Raw genomic sequence first — 18,049 nt, 5'->3', positions numbered from 1 at the left:
CGAAGAGAAAGGTTATGAAACACGCTATGCGTAAGCAGTCTGGCCATGCAGCTATGCTGTTTGCCATTATGATCCCAGCTTTGTTTGGAGTGTTTATGCTTGGTTCTGATGGTGCCCGCGCATTACAAACCAAAGCTCGATTAGAGGAAGCTTCAGAAGCGGCTGTTCTAGCGGTATCAGCAAAAGATGAGCAAGACCACCAATTGGCGGAGCGCTATATTCAGCATTATCTATATGACATGGACTCGATCCTAGATATTGAAGTTAAGAAGCTAGGGTGTGATGAAATACCTGAATGTATTGCTGCTACGGAAAGAGGCGAAGCACGCTACTTTGAATATCGTGTTGCGGGTCAAACACTGCACAAGTCCTGGTTTCCTGGTAACGATGTGATTTCTGGCTTTGGTGATAGCTTCAATGTGACGGGATCATCGAAAGCACGACGCTATCAAAGCCAGCCGATAGACATTACTTTTATCGTCGATTTTTCAGAATCTATGAATGACTCGTGGAGTGGTGGTCGGCATTCTAAGCTAAATGATCTGAAAGACATTATTGAAGATGTGGCTGATGAACTCGGCGCGTATAACGATCTATATCCAGAGCACCCTCATCGGGTTGCACTTACCGGTTTTAATCGCCGAACCATCAATAAAGATAAGAATGATAACTTAGTAGTTCGCGATCAGCGGGTAGTTTCAAGAGAAGGTGAATACGATAAAGACGATACGGTGAATTTTAACAAAACGATAGCTCAACAATTTATCGTTAAAGGAGAAGCCTCGCGTGTGCCTAATGGCGATGATGATGCACGGTTCTACGACCTCTATTTTACCACCGACTTTTCATCCTTCACTAAAAAGGTCAAGAAATTCAAAGCTGGGGGAGGCACTGCTTCACTGCAAGGCATTATTCGTGCAGGGCAAATTGTGACTTCAATGTCGAAGAACCAAAAGCAGCTGATCATTATTCTGTCTGATGGGGAAGATTGGAATCACTACGCAGGGCAAACCAATAAGCTTGTGTCGAAAGGTATGTGTAGCAACATTCTTAATATGGTCAACGGCGGCAAAGTTTCGGCAGATAATACGCATGATGACATAGAGGTAATTGGCGGGGTAAGCCAAGGAATGATGACACCTGATGGTGAACGAATGAACGCGCGCATGGCAGTGATTGGTTTCGATTATGAACTTAATAAAAACGTGGGTCTGCGTAATTGCGTTGGCCGAGATAATGTTTATAAGGCTGAAAACAAGGAAGACATTCTCAATAAAATTTTGGGATTAATTACGGAAGAAGTGGGTCACTTAGCGCAATAGAGGTATGTGACATCCTTTTTATTAACTGAATATTATTAAGAGAGCAAAAATGAAAACGCTTATATCTGTTATGTCTTTATTTACTCTGTCGTTTTCTATACTGGCAGCCCCTTTAAAACCAGATACCAACGAACTACTTTATCATTACTGCCATATGGGCGACTCTGAACTTGAGAAGACGGTAACGATCGGTCAGGGGAAGAAAGTGATGTATCACCAAGGCCCGTTCATGCAAGTGAACGCAAGCACAGCTAATCAAGCGATTAAAAATCTGATTCAAGATAAGTTAACTCAAGTATCAGAAAGTGCTGATTGCGCACAATACTTACTAAGTCGAACTAAATTTGTAGAAGGTAAGTTGGCTCGTGAGGTGTTGGCTCGCGTGACTTTTGATTTCGATGACGATGAACTGAATCAAAAATCTCGTTATTTATTGTTAAAACTTATAGCTAAACTTGAACATCAAACTCCCGAATTTATTGTTATGGGGAATACCGACTCAAAAGGTAGTGATAGTTACAACTTAAGCTTAGGCTTACAGCGCTCGAATGCTGTTGTTAGGTATTTGAAAGAGCAAGGCGTAAGTATTGAAGACCTGACAGTGAGTTCACAAGGTGAGGCGACCCCAGTGCAGAGTAACGAGACTGAATCCGGTCGCCATAACAATCGCAGGGTTGATATTCACTCTTAACCCTGCCCTACAAATTTAACTTGTTGGGAGCAGTATTTTTAAAACGACACCCACGGATGGGTTATCTGATTGCTCAAACCAGATTGTCCCTTTGTAGCTATGGAGTATCTCATCACATAGCGCCAAACCTAACCCCGTACCATGGGTCTTCTGATCGGCTCTTACGCCACGTTGAAATAAGGTTTGGCTGATCGAGCTATCTATTACTGGCCCATCATTATAGATCTCAATCAGGATCTGCTGTTCGCTTTGAGTGGCTTTGAATTCGATAGAGGTTTGTGCGAACCGATAAGTATTTTCTAATAGGTTACCGAGCACTTCCATAAGATCATCTTTATTAAGAGGCACTGTCTGTTGGTCGTCAAACTGAGTGATGAATTGGATCTTTTTGTCGGCATGGATTTTCGTAAACATGCCTACTAGGCTGTCGAGGATTGGTTTTATCGGTGTCGATGAAGTCGTTATACCTTTAACGCCTAGCGAAGCCCTTTTGAGTTGTGCCTGAATTAAGCTATCCATTTCTAACAGTTGTTGGTTGATTTGGTCATTCTTTGTTTTGGATGAGTCTTCATCAAGTAATGCTTGAGAAACTGTCACGCGAGTCTTCAAACTATGGGCGAGATCATTGAGAGAACGCTTATAACGCTCCTGATTTTCTTTTTGTTGGTATAGCAATTCGTTCAATGCACTGGTGACGCTATGTAAATCTTCAGGGTATGACTGGGCTAATTGGTTTTGTTTACCCTGCTTTATGTCATTCAGTTCATTCTCTAGTCGAGTAAACGGCGCAAAACTAATACGATAAAAAACCAAAAGTAGAGCACTGATCAAAGCAAGCGCAACCACTAACACTCCAACCGCGGTGTATTTTAACTGATGTATGGGTTCTATTTTCTCTTCGACCCTTTGGGTAAAGATAACTCTGCCATCTTTTTTTTCCTGGAAACCTTTCCAGAGAATTGTGTGGACAATAAAAGCGGCGCCATTCGGTCTTTCAACCAAACGAATAGTATCTATGGGGAAATTTAGATCATGACACAGTTCGTTGACTTGAGATTGGCTGACGCCTATCTCTGATAGCAGCTTAGCTCGTCTTTCAATATTTACTGATGTCCATACTTGTTGATTGTTGTGATCACATAGAGTGACGCTAGTGTTGGGAGACTCTTTCGCATAGAACCTATCCCACTCCGTCAATGGCGGTATTTCCCCAGAAGACAGCAGTTCATTGATTACAGCAGGCAATTCTCGAAGGGTATTTTTCGAGTAGTACTCAAAAAGTTGGTGTTTTTGACTGTTGTAGTAGAACCAGGCGCTAGTGAGTACCATTGAAATCATAATGGAAGCAGCAACGGCGAATGTCCGACGTCTGAACTGAGTTTTGTACAGTCTTTTCATACTACTTGGCTTCTAGTTCAAAACGATAACCTTGCCCGCGAATGGTGCTGATCAGCTTAGCTTGAGTGTATTGCGTTAACTTTTTACGTAAGCGTGAAACGATAACCTCAATATTGTTTAGCTGAACATTTTCACCCTGCGCATAAAGGGAGTCTGCGATTTGTTGTTTAGATACGATTTGTAAGCAATGGCGAATTAAGTACTCGAATATTTGAAATTCTAAGGCTGTAAGTTCAATCAGAGCATCATCGTAACTGATACGTTTGGCTTGAGTGTCTAAGGTGAGCGATTGCGCTTTGATTTGGGAAGCGGAAAACCCTTGATTGCGACGAACAAGCGCCTCAAGGCGAGCGTGTAGCTCTTCAAATTGGAAGGGCTTGGTAAGGTAATCATCAGCCCCGGAGTTAAGCCCTTCTACTTTATCTTGCCAGTTGCCACGTGCGGTTAAGATTAATATTGGGACTGCAATTTCTTTACGACGTATTTGCTTGATCAGCGTAATGCCATCAAAGTCAGGGAGGCCAAGGTCAATGATCATCACATCTGTATTGGACTGTTTTTGAATCGTTTGTAAACATGCAGAAGCTGTTCTATCTGCATGGACAGTATGTCCTTGCTCACTGAGCTGAGAAGATAGGTGGTGATTCAATATTTCATTATCTTCAACCAAAACAACCAGCATGTAATATCCCTATCTACAATAATATTCAACCAGATAGAGCTTACACTAGCTTTGGATAAAAAAAAGGGAGAAGCCAAAGCTTCCCCCTTAATATTTATTCCAAATTGGTTTTACTTCTGTAGTAAAGAAATATCAGCAATCTGTAGGAACAGGTTACGTAGGTTGTTCAGTAGCGTTAGACGGTTCTTCTTAAGCGTTTCGTCATCAGCCATAACCATTACGTTATCGAAGAATGCATCAACAGGTTCACGTAGATCAGCAAGCTTGCTTAGGGCTTCTTGGTAGTTGCCTGTTGCGAATGCTGGTTCTAATGCTTCTGTCATTACTTCAACGTTTTCAGCCAGTGCTTTCTCTGCGTCTTCTTGAAGAAGAGCAAGATCGATTTCAGCAGGTAGCTCGCCATCGAATTTAGCAAGGATGTTACCTACACGCTTGTTCGCTGCTGCTAGTGCTTCTGCTGCTTCCAGTTCACGGAAGTGAGAAACCGCTTTAACACGTTGGTCAAAGTCAGCTGGCTTAGTTGGACGACGTGCTAGTACCGCTTGGATGATATCAACGCTGAAACCAGCATCTTGGTACCATGCGCGGAAACGACCTAGCATGAAGTCGATAACGTCAGCTTCAACATTGTCGTTAGTTAGCTTGTCGCCTAGTAGCTCTTTCGCTTTACCGATTAGATCGGTTAGGTCTAGGTTGTAGCCGTTTTCAACGATGATACGTAGCACACCTAGTGATGCACGACGTAGAGCGAATGGGTCAGAACCTTTTGGAGCTTGGCCAATACCGAAGATACCTACGATAGTGTCTAGCTTGTCTGCCATTGCGACTGCAGATGAAATACCAGTGCTTGGTAGTGTGTCACCCGCGAAACGAGGCATGTACTGCTCGTAAAGTGCTAGTGCTACTTGATCGTCTTCACCATCGTGAGTCGCGTAGTGCATGCCCATCACACCTTGAGTATCCGTAAATTCGAATACCATAGATGTCATTAGGTCACACTTAGCCAATAGGCCTGCACGCTTAGATTTTTCAACGTCAGCATCGATTTGCTCAGCAATGTAGCCAGCAAGCTCTGTGATGCGATCGGTTTTGTCTTTGATAGTACCTAATTGCTTCTGGAAGATAGCTTGGTCTAGTTCAGCAAGACGGTCGATAAGCGGACGCTTACGGTCTGTATTGAAGAAGAACTCAGCATCAGCAAGACGTGGACGTACAACCTTCTCGTTACCTTCGATAACGTGACGAGGCTCTTTAGACTCGATGTTCGAAACGAAGATGAAGTTTGGCAGAAGGTTCTTATCAGCGTCATACACTGGGAAGTACTTCTGGTCGCCTTTCATGGTGTAAACCAAAGCTTCAGAAGGCACTTTTAGGAACTCTTGCTCAAACTTAGCAGTAAGCACCACAGGCCATTCAACCAAAGAGGTAACTTCTTCAACAAGGTCATCTTCTAGGTCAGCAATACCACCAACTGCGTCAGCTGCTTTTTTAGCATCAGCAAGGATGATCGCTTTACGCGCATCGTAATCTGCCATTACTTTACCGCGCTCTTCTAAGATCGCAGGGTATTGGTCAGCAGAGTCGATAGTGAACTCTTGTTCGCCCATGAAACGGTGGCCACGGATAGTACGAGCAGAAGCTACGCCTAGGATTTTGCCTTCAACAAGCTCATCACCTAGTAGTACTGTCAGTGTTTTCACTGGACGGATAAATTGAATGTCTGAGTTACCCCAGCGCATTGCTTTAGGTATTGGTAGGCCAGCGAGAGCTTTCGCAGCGATGTCCATCACCAATTCTTGAACAGGTTTGCCAGCCACTTCTTGTTTGAAAAGAAGCCACTCGCCTTTGTCTGTTTTCAGGCGGTCAGCTTGCTCAACAGTAATACCGTTACCACGAGCCCAACCTTGTGCAGCTTTAGTCGCGTTGCCTTCGGCATCGAATGCGACAGAAATTGCAGGACCGCGCTTCTCAACCACTTTGTCTGCTTGGCCTTCAGCCAGTGCAGTCACTTTAAGTGCTAGACGACGAGGTGCTGCGTACCACTTGATGCCTTCGTGAGAAAGCTCAGCCGTTTTAAGACCCGCTTCAAAGTTAGAAGCAAAGGCTTCTGCTAGAGAACGAAGTGCTGTTGGTGGAAGCTCTTCCGTACCTAGTTCAATTAGAAAATTCTTCGCCATGATTATTTATCCTTCTTACACATTGGGAAGCCAAGCGCTTCACGTGACGCGTAGTACGCCTCTGCAACAGCTTTAGTCAGGTTGCGGATACGAAGGATGTAACGTTGACGCTCTGTTACAGAGATAGCTTTGCGCGCATCAAGAATGTTGAATGCATGACCTGCTTTTAGAATGCGCTCGTAAGCAGGAAGCGGCAGTGGCTTCTCAAGCTCAAGTAGCTCTTTACACTCTTTTTCGCACTGGTCGAAGAAAGTGAATAGGAAATCTACGTCTGCGTGCTCGAAGTTGTATGTTGATTGCTCGACTTCGTTTTGGTGGAAGATGTCACCGTAAGTCACGTTAGAACCGTCTGGTGCTACGTTCCATACAAGGTCGTAAACAGAGTCTACTTCTTGGATGTACATTGCTAGACGTTCGATACCGTAAGTGATTTCACCCGTAACAGGCTTACACTCAAGACCGCCAACTTGTTGGAAGTAAGTGAATTGAGTCACTTCCATACCGTTTAGCCACACTTCCCAACCAAGACCCCATGCGCCTAGCGTTGGGTTTTCCCAGTTGTCTTCTACGAAACGAATATCGTGAACAAGTGGGTCGACACCAAGAACTTCAAGTGAGCCTAAGTACAACTCCTGGATGTTATCTGGAGAAGGTTTTAGAGCTACTTGGAATTGATAGTAGTGCTGCAGGCGGTTCGGGTTTTCACCGTAACGACCATCGGTCGGACGACGAGAAGGTTGAACGTATGCCGTAGACATTGGCTCTGGGCCAAGTGCACGTAGACATGTCATTGGGTGAGAGGTGCCAGCACCTACTTCCATATCTAGTGGTTGAACAATGGTACAACCGTTTTGTGCCCAGTAATCCTGCAGCGCGAGGATCATTCCCTGGAAGGTTTTGATATCGTATTTTTGCATAGTCAGGTTCGCGCGATTCTTTTAAATGAATGATAAAAATAACCTCTGAGTATACCGAGATATTGGTAAAGCGAGTAGGGGTAATCTTGTTTAATTAGTGGTCTAAAATGTCGTTTAGTGGATTTTTTTGCCTTTAATGTTTGTTTTTCGGTACAAGTAGATATTTTGATAACTTTGACACTTGTGTTTGAAAGCGCGGGTGATTAAAATCTCGCAGTCTTTGGGGAGTAGCTTGCTTATTCATATCCTATTGAATGAGTTCGTTCGTCAACATAATTGATGCAAAATCATCATGGCGTTCGAGGCAACCACCACCTTGGTGGCGCTTAGCAAGACCTTAGACAAGCATCGTGAACCGGGATGGGGCGCGAGGTTTGTCTTTGGTTAAATATAATAATCTCCGTCCCAAATGAGCATGTCGTGAGCGTTTTAGCAATTTCAATTACAACTGTCGCCTTAGCCGAGATCGGTGATAAGACTCAGTTGCTATCCCTTTTATTAGCCAGTCGATATCGAAAACCGTTACCTATCATTGCGGCTATTTTCTTTGCCACTATTGCCAACCATGCCCTTGCTGCGTGGTTAGGTGTTGTGATCGCCGATTATTTATCTCCTGAAGTACTTAAGTGGGTGCTGGTGGTCAGTTTCATTGCGATGGCAGGTTGGATTCTCATTCCGGATAAATTAGACGACGATGAGCAGATCTCGAACCGAGGGCCGTTTGTCGCCAGTTTTATCGCTTTCTTCATTGCTGAAATTGGTGATAAGACCCAGATAGCGACCTCCATTCTAGGGGCTCAATATTCGGATGCATTAACGTGGGTAATTCTTGGCACAACGATCGGAATGTTGCTGGCGAATGTACCTGTAGTGATCATTGGTAAGTTATCGGCAGACAAGATGCCTCTTGATCTGATTCGCAAGATCACGGCCTTGTTATTCGTAGGTTTGGCTATCGCAGCGGCTTTCTATTAAGCGGTAGTATTGAGTTTTATTATACTCAACCAGTGGAGTAATGTGTTGTAGGTCATACTCTTACAGTATTGTGGGGTTTATCGAGCGAATGGACATGTAACTGTCATACTTGTCATGATATTTTAACCTTGTGAGTTAAGAACACGAGGGCATGATTATGTTGACGCGTTATATGGGTATTACTCCACAAAGCCAAAGTTATCTATTTACCTTTGGTCTTGCACTTACACTACTAGGCATGGTGTTGACGGATATGTGGCTGCCAATGGTCGCGGGTGCCATCATCATGACTGCGCTTGCGGTAGAAGCTTGGATTCGGGTCGCGCATATTATTCCTATGCGAAAAGATATCCGAGAAATTCAGCATCAGCTTGAGCATCTGCAAAATAAATCTAGAAACGAATAAACAAAAAGCCGCTCGTACTCTGAGTTCTGTTGAAGAACATAAGGTACGAGCGGCTTTTTTGATGCTTGATATTTAGGTGAGGCTTATGCCTCCAACCCTTTTCTTATCAAATATTGGTAAGGCAAAGCTTCAGTCGCTTGGCCGACTAACTGATGATCCATAAAACGACAAAAGCTCGGAATATCGCGAGTTGTCGAAGGGTCGTCAGCTTTTACCAGTAACACATCGCCATCCTGCATGTTTCTAATTGTCTTCCTGACCATCATTACTGGCTCTGGGCAACGTAGGCCTTCAGCTTCTAAAGTATGGGTTGCCAGTTCAGGTTTGAATGTCATGGTTTGTATCTCTATTTCTATCTAACGAGTGAATAATACGTCTGCAGAAAAAATATGCAATAAGTGCTTGGCAAACAGAATCATTTCCTATAACTTAGTTAACAAGTTGATAACAAATTGAAACAAAGGCAACTAGCTAAGGAGTGGCGATGTTGACAGGATTAGATAGATTAACAATTTATTCAGTTCTCTGTTTTATTTCTTTTTGCGCGTTAGTACTACGCTCATCGACAGAGACCTCTTTAATGCCAATTTTTGGCATAGTAGCAACGATTATTGGTATTTGGGTAGAGATGCGCCGTTGGCAAGGCATAGCCGAGGAGCAAGAGAACTAACCCGAATACAGCAAGCAAATTCCAATACGACAACATTCCGACACTATCCCCAGATTTTCTTGGGCTTCCCCGCGTAATTGCGGGATTTTTTTTATCTAAAGCATGCTATAAACAACTTAGTGACCAATGATAATTGTATACAGCTAGGTAAGTGGCGTGGAATTAGAAGACATCTATCGTAGAGACCTGAATTTACTGGTCGCCTTAAAGGTATTGATTGAAGAGGGCAGTGTTAGTCAAGCCGCGCTTCGTCTTAACCTAAGCCAATCGGCAACCAGCCGAGTATTAGGCCGCTTAAGAGAACTACTCAACGATCCCCTGTTTACACGCCAAGGTCAGCACCTTATTCCCACCAAGAAAGCTCTCGAGATCAGCCAGCGCATTGATCAGCCTTTAGAATCATTCCGTCAGTTGCTTAGTCCGAGTGATTTCGATCCTTACTATTGCAGTGAGCGTTTTTTAATTGCGACTACTGACTACGCGATGCAAACCATCTTGCCTTATGCGTTGCCTAAGATTTATGAGCAAGCACCAAATATATCTTTGGAGTTTGCTCCGTTGCAGCATGAGCATTTGTTTAAACAACTCAGCACCGAACGTGTGGATATGGCGATTTGTCGCCCGAGTGGCAGCATTGCACCACTTCATCAAGAGGTATTGGGGCCGGTCGGTGTGTCGTGTCTGTTGTCTAAGAATCACCCATTAGCCGATAAGCCTTTAAGCCTTGAAGACTATGTATCACTCCCGCACGCGATGATTGCGATCAGTGATGGTGTTAAGGCTTTACTAGACAATGCCTTAGCCAATCAACAACCACGAAAAATGGTGCTGCGTGCTTATCACCTTGAAGCCGCATTGGCGATTGTAGATAGAATGCCGTTGGTGATCACAGTGCCTGCTGATTTAGCTTACTTGGTGGCTGAGCGTTATGACTTAGTCGTTAAACCGCTGCCATTCGAGTTTATGCCGTTTGATTACTCATTGATCTGGCACTCGCGCTGCGATTCTTCTGCCTCGCAACAATGGTTGAGAAGGGTGGTAAAAGAGGAGTGTGGTGAGTTGATTCAAAAACGAATTGCGGATGTCGGTTTGGGTTAACTAGGACTGAGTCTGGGCTCACTTGACCCGAATAACAAAAACGCAAAAGGGCTGATTACTATCAGCCCTTTGTTATTCTGGGTTACGGAAGTTTAATTCGCAATTACAGTTTAATAACTACGCGACCAGTGATTTGACCGTTAGTGATGTCTTCTGCAGCTTGAATTGCGCCATCTAAAGACACTTCTTTAGTCGCTTGGCCGTAGAAAGACTCAGGCAGTAATTCAGCCAGTTGTTCCCACGCTTTAATACGTTTCTCACGAGGACACATTACTGAATCCACACCTTGTAGGCGAACGTTACGTAGAATGAATGGCATTACCGTGGTTGGTAAGTCAAAACCGCCTGCTAGACCACACATTGCAACCGCGCCGTTGTAATCAATTTGCGCCAGTACTTTAGCAAGTACTTTGCTACCTACTGTATCGATAGCACCAGCCCACAGTTGTTTCTCAAGTGGTTTCGCCGGTTCTTCTAGTTCTGCACGTTCTACAATGCGTGTCGCGCCTAGTGATTTAAGTAGCTCACCGTTTACAGAAGCACGGCCAGTCACTGCTGCCACTTTGTAGCCCAGTTGGTTTAGTAGAGTGATAGATACGCTACCTACGCCGCCACTTGCACCCGTTACTAGGATTTCACCGTCTTCTGGTTTGATGCCTGCATCTACGATAGCTTGCACACAAAGCATTGCTGTGAAACCAGCTGTACCAATCGCCATGACTTTCTTCGCATCTAGACCTGCAGGCATTGGCACTAACCAGTCACCATTTAGGCTCGCTTTCTCAGCCATACCGCCCCAGTGGCCTTCACCAACACCCCAACCCGTCAGAACAACTTCGTCGCCTGCTTTGTAGCGCGGGTCATCAGATTGTGAAACCACACCAGAAAGGTCGATACCAGGAACCATAGGGAAGTTGCGAACAATGCGCCCTTTACCTGTTATCGCCAAACCATCTTTGTAGTTCAAAGAAGAGTAGCTCACATCAACCTTCACGTTACCTTCTGGTAATTGAGACTCATCAATTTGATAAACTGATGCGATAGTTTTTTTGTCTTCTTGGTTTAGTACAAGTGCTTTAAACATGATCTGCTCCGTAGGAGGAATATTAGGAAACTGAAGTAACTTTAGTTGAATCATCCGAGAAAAAATAATGAAACATCAACATTGAATATATGCGTTTTGTGCATAGATGTCAGTGTTGGCTTTTCTCTCGCTGAGTTCGCTGAACGCAATCGATGCATTGTTGGATGCCAAGTAATAAAAAGTGCAGCTATATAAATATAGCTGCACAAAAGATTACCCTACAAGTATTACAACCAGTGATCGCTATGGGCGTTCAAATACCGTTGCAATACCTTGGCCTAAACCAATACACATGGTCGCCAAGCCGTATTTCACGTCTTGCGCTTCCATCAGGTTGATTAGCGTCGTCGAGATACGAGAACCAGAACAGCCTAGTGGGTGACCAAGAGCAATCGCACCGCCGTTAAGGTTAACTTTCTCGTCAACTACATCCAATAGACCGAGATCTTTAGCACATGGAAGAGATTGAGCAGCAAACGCTTCGTTTAGCTCGATCACACCCATATCTTCGATGGTTAGGCCTGCACGTTTCAGTGCTTTTTGAGTTGCTGGTACCGGGCCGTAACCCATGATTGAAGGATCGCAGCCAGCGATAGCCATCGACTTCACGCGAGCGCGAATCTTCAGGCCAAGTGCGTTGGCTTTCTCTTCGCTCATGATCAGCATTGCCGATGCACCATCAGACAGTGCTGATGAAGTACCTGCTGTTACCGTTCCGTTTGCTGGGTCGAATACTGGGCGAAGTTGAGACAAGCCTTCAACCGTAGTTTCTGGACGAATGACTTCGTCGTAATCCAGAGTGAACAGTGAACCGTCTGCTGCGTGAGCTTCGGTTGGTAGGATTTCGTTCTTGAAACGACCTTCTACTGTTGCTGCTTGTGCTCTAGCATGTGAACGAGCGGCGAAGGCATCTTGGTCTTCACGGCTAATACCGTGCATTTTGCCTAGCATCTCAGCGGTTAGGCCCATCATACCGGCAGCTTTCGCTACGTGTTTAGACATGCCAGGGTGAAAATCAACACCATGGTTCATTGGTACGTGACCCATGTGTTCGACACCACCGATCAGGCAGATTTCAGCATCGCCAACCATGATAGAGCGAGTTGCATCATGCAAAGCTTGCATAGATGAACCACATAAACGGTTGACCGTTACCGCACCAATCTCAATCGGTAGGCCAGCAAGCAAAGCGGCGTTACGAGCCACGTTGAAGCCTTGCTCTAGCGTTTGTTGTACACAACCCCAGTAAATGTCTTCAATTTCGACAGGGTTTACTTCTGGGTTGCGCTCTAAAATGCCTTTCATCAAATGTGCCGATAGATCTTCAGCACGAGTGTGACGGAAAGCTCCACCTTTGGAACGTCCCATTGGGGTACGAAGGCAATCAACAACAACTACATTATTCATTTTGCTATTCCTTTTCCAAATGTGGGTTACAGAGAACTGGCTTGTTGGCCGTCGTAAAAGCTTTCGCCTTTCGCTGCCATATCAAGCAATAGTTGAGGAACTTGGTACATTGCACCTAAGTCTTGGTAGCTCTTCGCCATTTCAACGAAGTTACCAATACCCACACTGTCTAAGTAGCGGAATACGCCGCCTCTGAATGGAGGGAAGCCTAAACCGTAAACCAGTGCCATATCCGCTTCTTGCGGTGTCGCGATGATGCCTTCTTCTAAACAAAGCACCACTTCGTTGATCATAGGAATCATCACACGTTGGATAATTGTCTGGTCATCAAAGTCTTGTGGCTGTTGGCATACGTCAGCCAAAATAGGAAGAATGTCTTCAGAGAAGGTTTTCTTCGGGCGACCACGTTTGTCTACGCTGTATGTGTAGAAACCGCTGCCGTTCTTCTGGCCGTATTTTTCAGCGACGTAAAGTGCGTCAATTGCATCACGACCTTCTTTACCCATACGTTCTGGGAAACCTTGCGCCATTACTGCTTGTGCATGGTGTGCTGTGTCTAAACCTACAACGTCTAGCAAGTAAGCAGGGCCCATTGGCCAACCGAACTTACGCTCCATGACTTTATCGATCTTCGTGAAGTCAGCACCATCACGTAGCAACATGCTGAAACCGCCAAAGTAAGGGAAAAGTACACGGTTAACGAAGAAGCCTGGGCAGTCGTTAACAACGATAGGAGATTTACCCATCTTCGCTGCGTAAGCAACCACGCGATTAATGGTTTCTTCTGAAGTATGCTCGCCACGGATTATCTCAACCAAAGGCATGCGGTGTACTGGGTTAAAGAAGTGCATGCCACAGAAGTTCTCTGGGCGCTTCAAAGATTTCGCTAACAGGTTAATCGGAATTGTTGAGGTATTTGATGTTAGAACCGTGTCTTCACCAACCAAACCTTCCACTTCGCTCAGTACCGCTGCTTTTACTTTAGGATTCTCTACAACCGCTTCCACAATCACATCTGATTGCTCAACACCTGCATAATGCAGGCTTGGAGTAATAGAAGACAGAATGCCTGCCATCTTGAATCCATCGAGGCGACCGCGTGATAAGCGTTTATTCAACAACTTAGAAGCTTCGTTCATACCAAGATCAAGCGATGCTTGTGCGATGTCTTTCATCATCACTGGCACGCCTTTCAATGCTGACTGGTAAGCAATACCGCCACCCATGATGCCAGCACCAAGCACCGCTGCGCGTTCAGTTGCCTTATTCGCAGACTTACCAGCTTGTTTCGCTAGGCCTTTGATGTATTGGTCATTAAGGAATAAGCCGACCAATGCTTTCGCTTCTTCAGATTTTGCTAGCTTAACGAAGTGTTTACGCTCTATATCCAATGCAGCATCACGATCGCTACGTGCTGCTTCTTCGATAGCAATCACCGAAGTGATTGGTGCTGGGTAATGAGGCCCTGCTTTTTGAGCCACTAAGCCCTTAGCCATGGTAAAGCTCATCATCGCTTCTAGTTTGCTTAGTGAAAGCGCTGATGTTTTTTGTTTACGACGTAGCTGCCAATCGAGTTTTTCATTGGCTGCTAGAGAAACAGTGTTAATCGCTGATTCTAATAGTTGGTCTGTTTCAACAATCGCATCTAACAAGCCAACTTTAAGTGCTTCATCTGCACGGTATGCTTTGCCTTGCGTGATAATTTCCATTGCACTGTCAGCACCGATAACACGTGGCAGACGTACACAACCACCAAAGCCAGGCATGATGCCAAGTTTGGTTTCTGGTAGGCCTATGCTGGTGGTCTTGTCACCGATACGGAAATCGGTAGCGAGTACACATTCACAGCCGCCGCCAAGGGCATGGCCACGCATCATTGAAAGAGTTGGGACAGGAAGGTCTTCGAGCTTGCTGAAAATTGAATTAGCGAATCTTAACCATTCATCAAGTTCTGCTTCTGGCTTAGCAAATAGGCCAAGAAATTCAGTGATGTCTGCGCCTACGATGAACGCGTCTTTGTTTGAAGTTAAGATTAAACCACGTAATCCAGCGTGAGCATTAAGAGCATCTAACGCTTTATCTAGTGATTCTAAAGTAGCAAGGTCGAGTTTGTTTACAGAGGCCGGAGCACAGAAGCTAAGTTCTGCAATACCATCTTGTAATTCCTTTACCTGTAAGGTGTTAGCTTGGTAAATCATTGTCTATCTCCATGACATACAATCCACGATTGTTTGAGAGAATCTTGTTATCTTTCTATTATTGTAGAATACCTGGTAAGACCAGTTGTTCTAGTCTGTACCTCTGCTTGGTGAATTTCAATACATTTTTTAAACAATTGTTTAACATTGTGCGATAGCACAGATCCTCTAACCCTTATTATTCACGCGTGATACACTTCGCCGCTCTTATTAATTAAGTTAACGATATGAATGAACTGCCCTATTTAATACCGTCAGCGTCGGCTCTGTTTGAAGAAGAGATCAAGAAGAGCGTCTTCATTACTCATCTTGCTCATACTCCAAGTGTAGAAGCTGCTAAACAGTTCGTAGAACAGGTAAAAAAAGAGCATTCATCAGCGCGACATAATTGTTGGGGCTTTGCTGTAGGGCGACCTGAAGACTCAATGCAATGGGGCTTTAGTGACGATGGAGAGCCATCTGGTACTGCGGGTAAGCCTATCTTGGCGCAACTGTCTGGTTCTGGTGTTGGTGAACTGACAGCTGTTGTTACTCGTTATTCTGGCGGAATCAAGCTTGGAACGGGTGGCCTAGTAAAGGCTTACGGTGGTGGAGTGCAACAAGCTCTCAAGCTGCTTCAAACTATCGAGAAAAAAATAACCACAAAATTACGGCTAGAGTTAGACTATGGCTTTGTGCCAATTGCGCAATCCATTATGGCTCAGCATCAGGCTGTTGAAGTCCAAGCGGATTATGGTGTGCAAGTTGAGCTTATTATTGAAATAGAGCTCCTTCAGGTAGATTCGTTTACCCAAACCATGATCAATAAAAGCGGTGCTAAGGCACTGGTAACGAAAGTCAAAGACAACTAGGAAGTGTGAAGCATTTCGCTTCGTTCAATAGCTCATGCAATTTCGCTCAATTATTCGAATCGTCGGATTATTATTAGCACTTTTTAGTGTATCAATGCTCGCACCTGCGCTCGTCGCACTGATCTATCGAGATGGTGCGGGTGTGCCATTTGTGACGACTTTCTTTGTTCTATTATTTTTTGGAGCAACTTGCTGGTTTCCAAACCGACGCTATAAACATGAATTGAAGGCGCGAGATGGCTTTCTCATTGTGGTGTTGTTCTGGACGGTAATCGGCAGTGCTGGTGCGCTGCCGTTTTTGATCGCGGATAATCCGAGCGTTTCCGTTACTGATGCCTTTTTCGAATCGTTTTCTGCATTAACAACGACAGGTGCAACCGTAATTGTTGGCCTCGATGACTTACCTAAAGCAATTCTATTTTACCGCCAATTCCTGCAATGGTTTGGTGGTATGGGTATCATCGTATTGGCGGTAGCCATCCTTCCTGTTCTGGGTATCGGTGGTATGCAGCTATATCGTGCTGAAATCCCGGGTCCAGTAAAAGACAGCAAGATGACTCCGCGTATTGCTGAAACGGCAAAAGCGCTCTGGTACATCTATTTAAGCTTAACTATTGCTTGTGCGGTCGCGTTTTGGCTTGCAGGCATGAGTTTCTTTGATGCCATCAGTCATAGCTTTTCAACTATTGCGATTGGTGGCTTCTCGACTCACGATGCGAGTATGGGGTATTTCAATAGCCCTGCTATCAATATGATTACGGTCGTGTTCCTTCTTATATCTGCGTGTAACTATTCTCTGCACTTTGCAGCATTTGCTTCAGGTGGTGTGCATCCTAAGTATTACTGGAAAGATCCTGAGTTCCGCGCTTTTATCTTTATTCAAGTCGTCCTGTTCTTAGTTTGTTTCTTGTTACTACTGAATCATCACTCTTACGATTCGTATTATGATGCTTTCGATCAGGCGTTGTTCCAGACAGTATCAATTTCAACAACCGCAGGCTTCACCACCACCGGTTTTTCTGAATGGCCGTTATTCTTACCTGTACTGCTTCTGTTCTCTTCTTTTATAGGTGGGTGTGCAGGTTCAACGGGTGGCGGTATGAAAGTCATTCGAATATTACTACTTACTCTACAGGGTGCTCGTGAAATGAAGCGTCTTGTCCACCCGCGTGCTGTCTATACCATCAAGGTTGGTGGTTCGGCTCTACCACAACGTGTCGTTGATGCGGTTTGGGGCTTCTTCTCTGCATACGCATTGGTTTTTGTGGTTTGTATGTTGGCTCTTATTGCTACGGGGATGGATGAGCTGAGTGCTTTCTCTGCTGTAGCGGCAACATTGAATAACCTTGGTCCAGGCTTAGGTGAAGTGGCAATGCACTTCGGCGATGTGAATGACAAGGCTAAATGGGTGTTGATCGTATCCATGCTGTTTGGCCGTTTAGAGATATTCACCTTATTAATTTTATTGACCCCTACGTTTTGGCGTAGCTAAGGACATATTGTGGCAAAAGCTCTATTTTTGTATTCAAGCCGTGAAGGGCAGACCAAGAAAATCTTGAACTATATAAAAGAAGAAATGAATGAGTTCGAATGTGAGCTTCAAGATCTGCACACCATTGGTAATGTCGACTTTGCTCAATACGACCGAGTTTTGATTGGCGCATCTATTCGCTATGGGCACCTCAATAAGAAGCTATATCAGTTCATTGATGCCAACCTTGCTCAGCTGCGATCAAATAAGGTTGCTTTCTTTTGCGTTAACTTAACGGCTCGTAAAGAAGACCAAGGCAAAGATACTCCTGAAGGTAGCGCCTATATTAAGAAGTTCCTTCTTAAGTCCCCGTGGCAACCCACTTTGATCGGTGTGTTTGCTGGAGCCCTCTATTATCCTCGTTATAACTGGTTCGATAAAACCATGATTCGATTCATTATGAATATGACAGGTGGAGAAACGGATACAACCAAGGAAGTTGAGTACACAAACTGGGAAAAAGTCTCTTTATTCTCTAAGAAACTACAAGAGATGTAAGAGAAAAGCCTACTTTTGAGGCGTTTTGAGTTCTTTTTAATCGAATGAATAAAAAAACGAGAAAAACTTCAAAAAGGGCTTGCCAGTGTGATCGAAATCTCTATAATGCCACCTCGCTGACACGGGATGGCTTCGTAAGAAACC

General features: G+C 44.6%; 17 protein-coding genes. 9 read left to right on the top strand and 8 right to left on the bottom strand.

Annotated features, from left to right (window positions below; all coding sequences use genetic code 11):
* Positions 1-14 precede the first annotated feature (14 nt).
* Together ACED42_RS07315 and ACED42_RS07310 are read left to right on the top strand one after the other, a co-directional pair.
* Positions 15-1,322 carry a TadE/TadG family type IV pilus assembly protein gene (locus ACED42_RS07315; protein ID WP_017096594.1) on the top strand — a complete coding sequence of 436 codons (1,308 nt, stop codon included), beginning with the start codon at positions 15-17 and terminating at the stop codon, positions 1,320-1,322.
* A 49-nt stretch (positions 1,323-1,371) separates the two neighbouring features.
* Positions 1,372-2,013 (top strand): OmpA family protein, encoded by a 642-nt coding sequence (locus tag ACED42_RS07310; protein ID WP_371702011.1) that lies wholly within the window; start codon positions 1,372-1,374, stop codon positions 2,011-2,013.
* Between the two features lie 15 nt (positions 2,014-2,028).
* Here the strand turns inward: ACED42_RS07310 and ACED42_RS07305 are convergent, their stop codons facing one another.
* The 4 genes from ACED42_RS07305 to glyQ form a co-directional block, all read right to left on the bottom strand.
* On the bottom strand, positions 2,029-3,411 hold the full coding sequence (locus tag ACED42_RS07305; protein ID WP_012602953.1) for a sensor histidine kinase: 1,383 nt from the start codon (positions 3,409-3,411) through the stop codon (positions 2,029-2,031).
* A gap of 1 nt (position 3,412) precedes the next feature.
* On the bottom strand, positions 3,413-4,093 hold the full coding sequence (locus ACED42_RS07300; protein ID WP_009848157.1) for a response regulator transcription factor: 681 nt from the start codon (positions 4,091-4,093) through the stop codon (positions 3,413-3,415).
* A 110-nt stretch (positions 4,094-4,203) separates the two neighbouring features.
* Positions 4,204-6,270 (bottom strand): glycine--tRNA ligase subunit beta, encoded by a 2,067-nt coding sequence (gene glyS / locus ACED42_RS07295; protein ID WP_371702009.1) that lies wholly within the window; start codon positions 6,268-6,270, stop codon positions 4,204-4,206.
* Between the two features lie 2 nt (positions 6,271-6,272).
* Positions 6,273-7,187 (bottom strand): glycine--tRNA ligase subunit alpha, encoded by a 915-nt coding sequence (gene glyQ / locus ACED42_RS07290; RefSeq protein ID WP_009848159.1) that lies wholly within the window; start codon positions 7,185-7,187, stop codon positions 6,273-6,275.
* Between the two features lie 420 nt (positions 7,188-7,607).
* On the opposite strand from glyQ, the gene ACED42_RS07285 reads away from it, so the two are divergent.
* Positions 7,608-8,162, top strand: a complete 555-nt coding sequence (locus tag ACED42_RS07285; protein ID WP_054548330.1) for a TMEM165/GDT1 family protein — start codon at positions 7,608-7,610, stop codon at positions 8,160-8,162.
* A gap of 151 nt (positions 8,163-8,313) precedes the next feature.
* Complete coding sequence (locus tag ACED42_RS07280) at positions 8,314-8,568, top strand: hypothetical protein (RefSeq protein WP_016767550.1); 255 nt, start codon at positions 8,314-8,316, stop codon at positions 8,566-8,568.
* An 83-nt stretch (positions 8,569-8,651) separates the two neighbouring features.
* On the opposite strand, the gene tusA is transcribed toward ACED42_RS07280, so the two are convergent.
* Positions 8,652-8,903, bottom strand: a complete 252-nt coding sequence (gene tusA, locus ACED42_RS07275) for a sulfurtransferase TusA (RefSeq protein ID WP_017055492.1) — start codon at positions 8,901-8,903, stop codon at positions 8,652-8,654.
* Between the two features lie 149 nt (positions 8,904-9,052).
* Here tusA and ACED42_RS07270 point away from each other — a divergent pair, with 149 nt between their 5' ends.
* On the top strand, positions 9,053-9,238 hold the full coding sequence (locus ACED42_RS07270; RefSeq protein WP_371702006.1) for a hypothetical protein: 186 nt from the start codon (positions 9,053-9,055) through the stop codon (positions 9,236-9,238).
* Positions 9,239-9,394: 156 nt separating this feature from the next.
* Positions 9,395-10,336, top strand: coding sequence for a LysR family transcriptional regulator (locus ACED42_RS07265; protein WP_012602956.1), 942 nt, complete (start codon positions 9,395-9,397; stop codon positions 10,334-10,336).
* A gap of 103 nt (positions 10,337-10,439) precedes the next feature.
* Here the strand turns inward: ACED42_RS07265 and ACED42_RS07260 are convergent, their stop codons facing one another.
* From ACED42_RS07260 to fadB, 3 genes are all read right to left on the bottom strand, one after another.
* Positions 10,440-11,420: an MDR family oxidoreductase gene (locus ACED42_RS07260; protein WP_371702004.1), complete on the bottom strand. Its 981-nt coding sequence runs from the start codon at positions 11,418-11,420 to the stop codon at positions 10,440-10,442.
* Positions 11,421-11,663: 243 nt separating this feature from the next.
* Complete coding sequence (gene fadA, locus ACED42_RS07255) at positions 11,664-12,827, bottom strand: acetyl-CoA C-acyltransferase FadA (RefSeq protein WP_009848166.1); 1,164 nt, start codon at positions 12,825-12,827, stop codon at positions 11,664-11,666.
* Positions 12,828-12,853: 26 nt separating this feature from the next.
* Entirely contained in the window at positions 12,854-15,025 is a 2,172-nt protein-coding gene (fadB, locus tag ACED42_RS07250; RefSeq protein WP_371702002.1) for a fatty acid oxidation complex subunit alpha FadB, read from the bottom strand.
* Between the two features lie 227 nt (positions 15,026-15,252).
* Here fadB and ACED42_RS07245 point away from each other — a divergent pair, with 227 nt between their 5' ends.
* The 3 genes from ACED42_RS07245 to hemG are packed head-to-tail and all read left to right on the top strand — an operon-like array spanning position 15,253 to position 17,905.
* Positions 15,253-15,876 carry a YigZ family protein gene (locus tag ACED42_RS07245; RefSeq protein ID WP_371702000.1) on the top strand — a complete coding sequence of 208 codons (624 nt, stop codon included), beginning with the start codon at positions 15,253-15,255 and terminating at the stop codon, positions 15,874-15,876.
* A 34-nt stretch (positions 15,877-15,910) separates the two neighbouring features.
* Positions 15,911-17,368 (top strand): TrkH family potassium uptake protein, encoded by a 1,458-nt coding sequence (locus tag ACED42_RS07240; protein WP_009848169.1) that lies wholly within the window; start codon positions 15,911-15,913, stop codon positions 17,366-17,368.
* Positions 17,369-17,377: 9 nt separating this feature from the next.
* Positions 17,378-17,905 carry a menaquinone-dependent protoporphyrinogen IX dehydrogenase gene (hemG, locus tag ACED42_RS07235; RefSeq protein WP_269337150.1) on the top strand — a complete coding sequence of 176 codons (528 nt, stop codon included), beginning with the start codon at positions 17,378-17,380 and terminating at the stop codon, positions 17,903-17,905.
* The last annotated feature ends 144 nt before the right edge of the window (positions 17,906-18,049 follow it).

It is taken from the genome of Vibrio sp. FF145 (assembly GCF_041439075.1).
GTDB classification, from domain to species: Bacteria; Pseudomonadota; Gammaproteobacteria; order Enterobacterales; family Vibrionaceae; genus Vibrio; species Vibrio tasmaniensis_A.
Note: the sequence above shows the minus strand (reverse complement) of the source record. Positions and strands in the feature narration are given on the sequence as shown.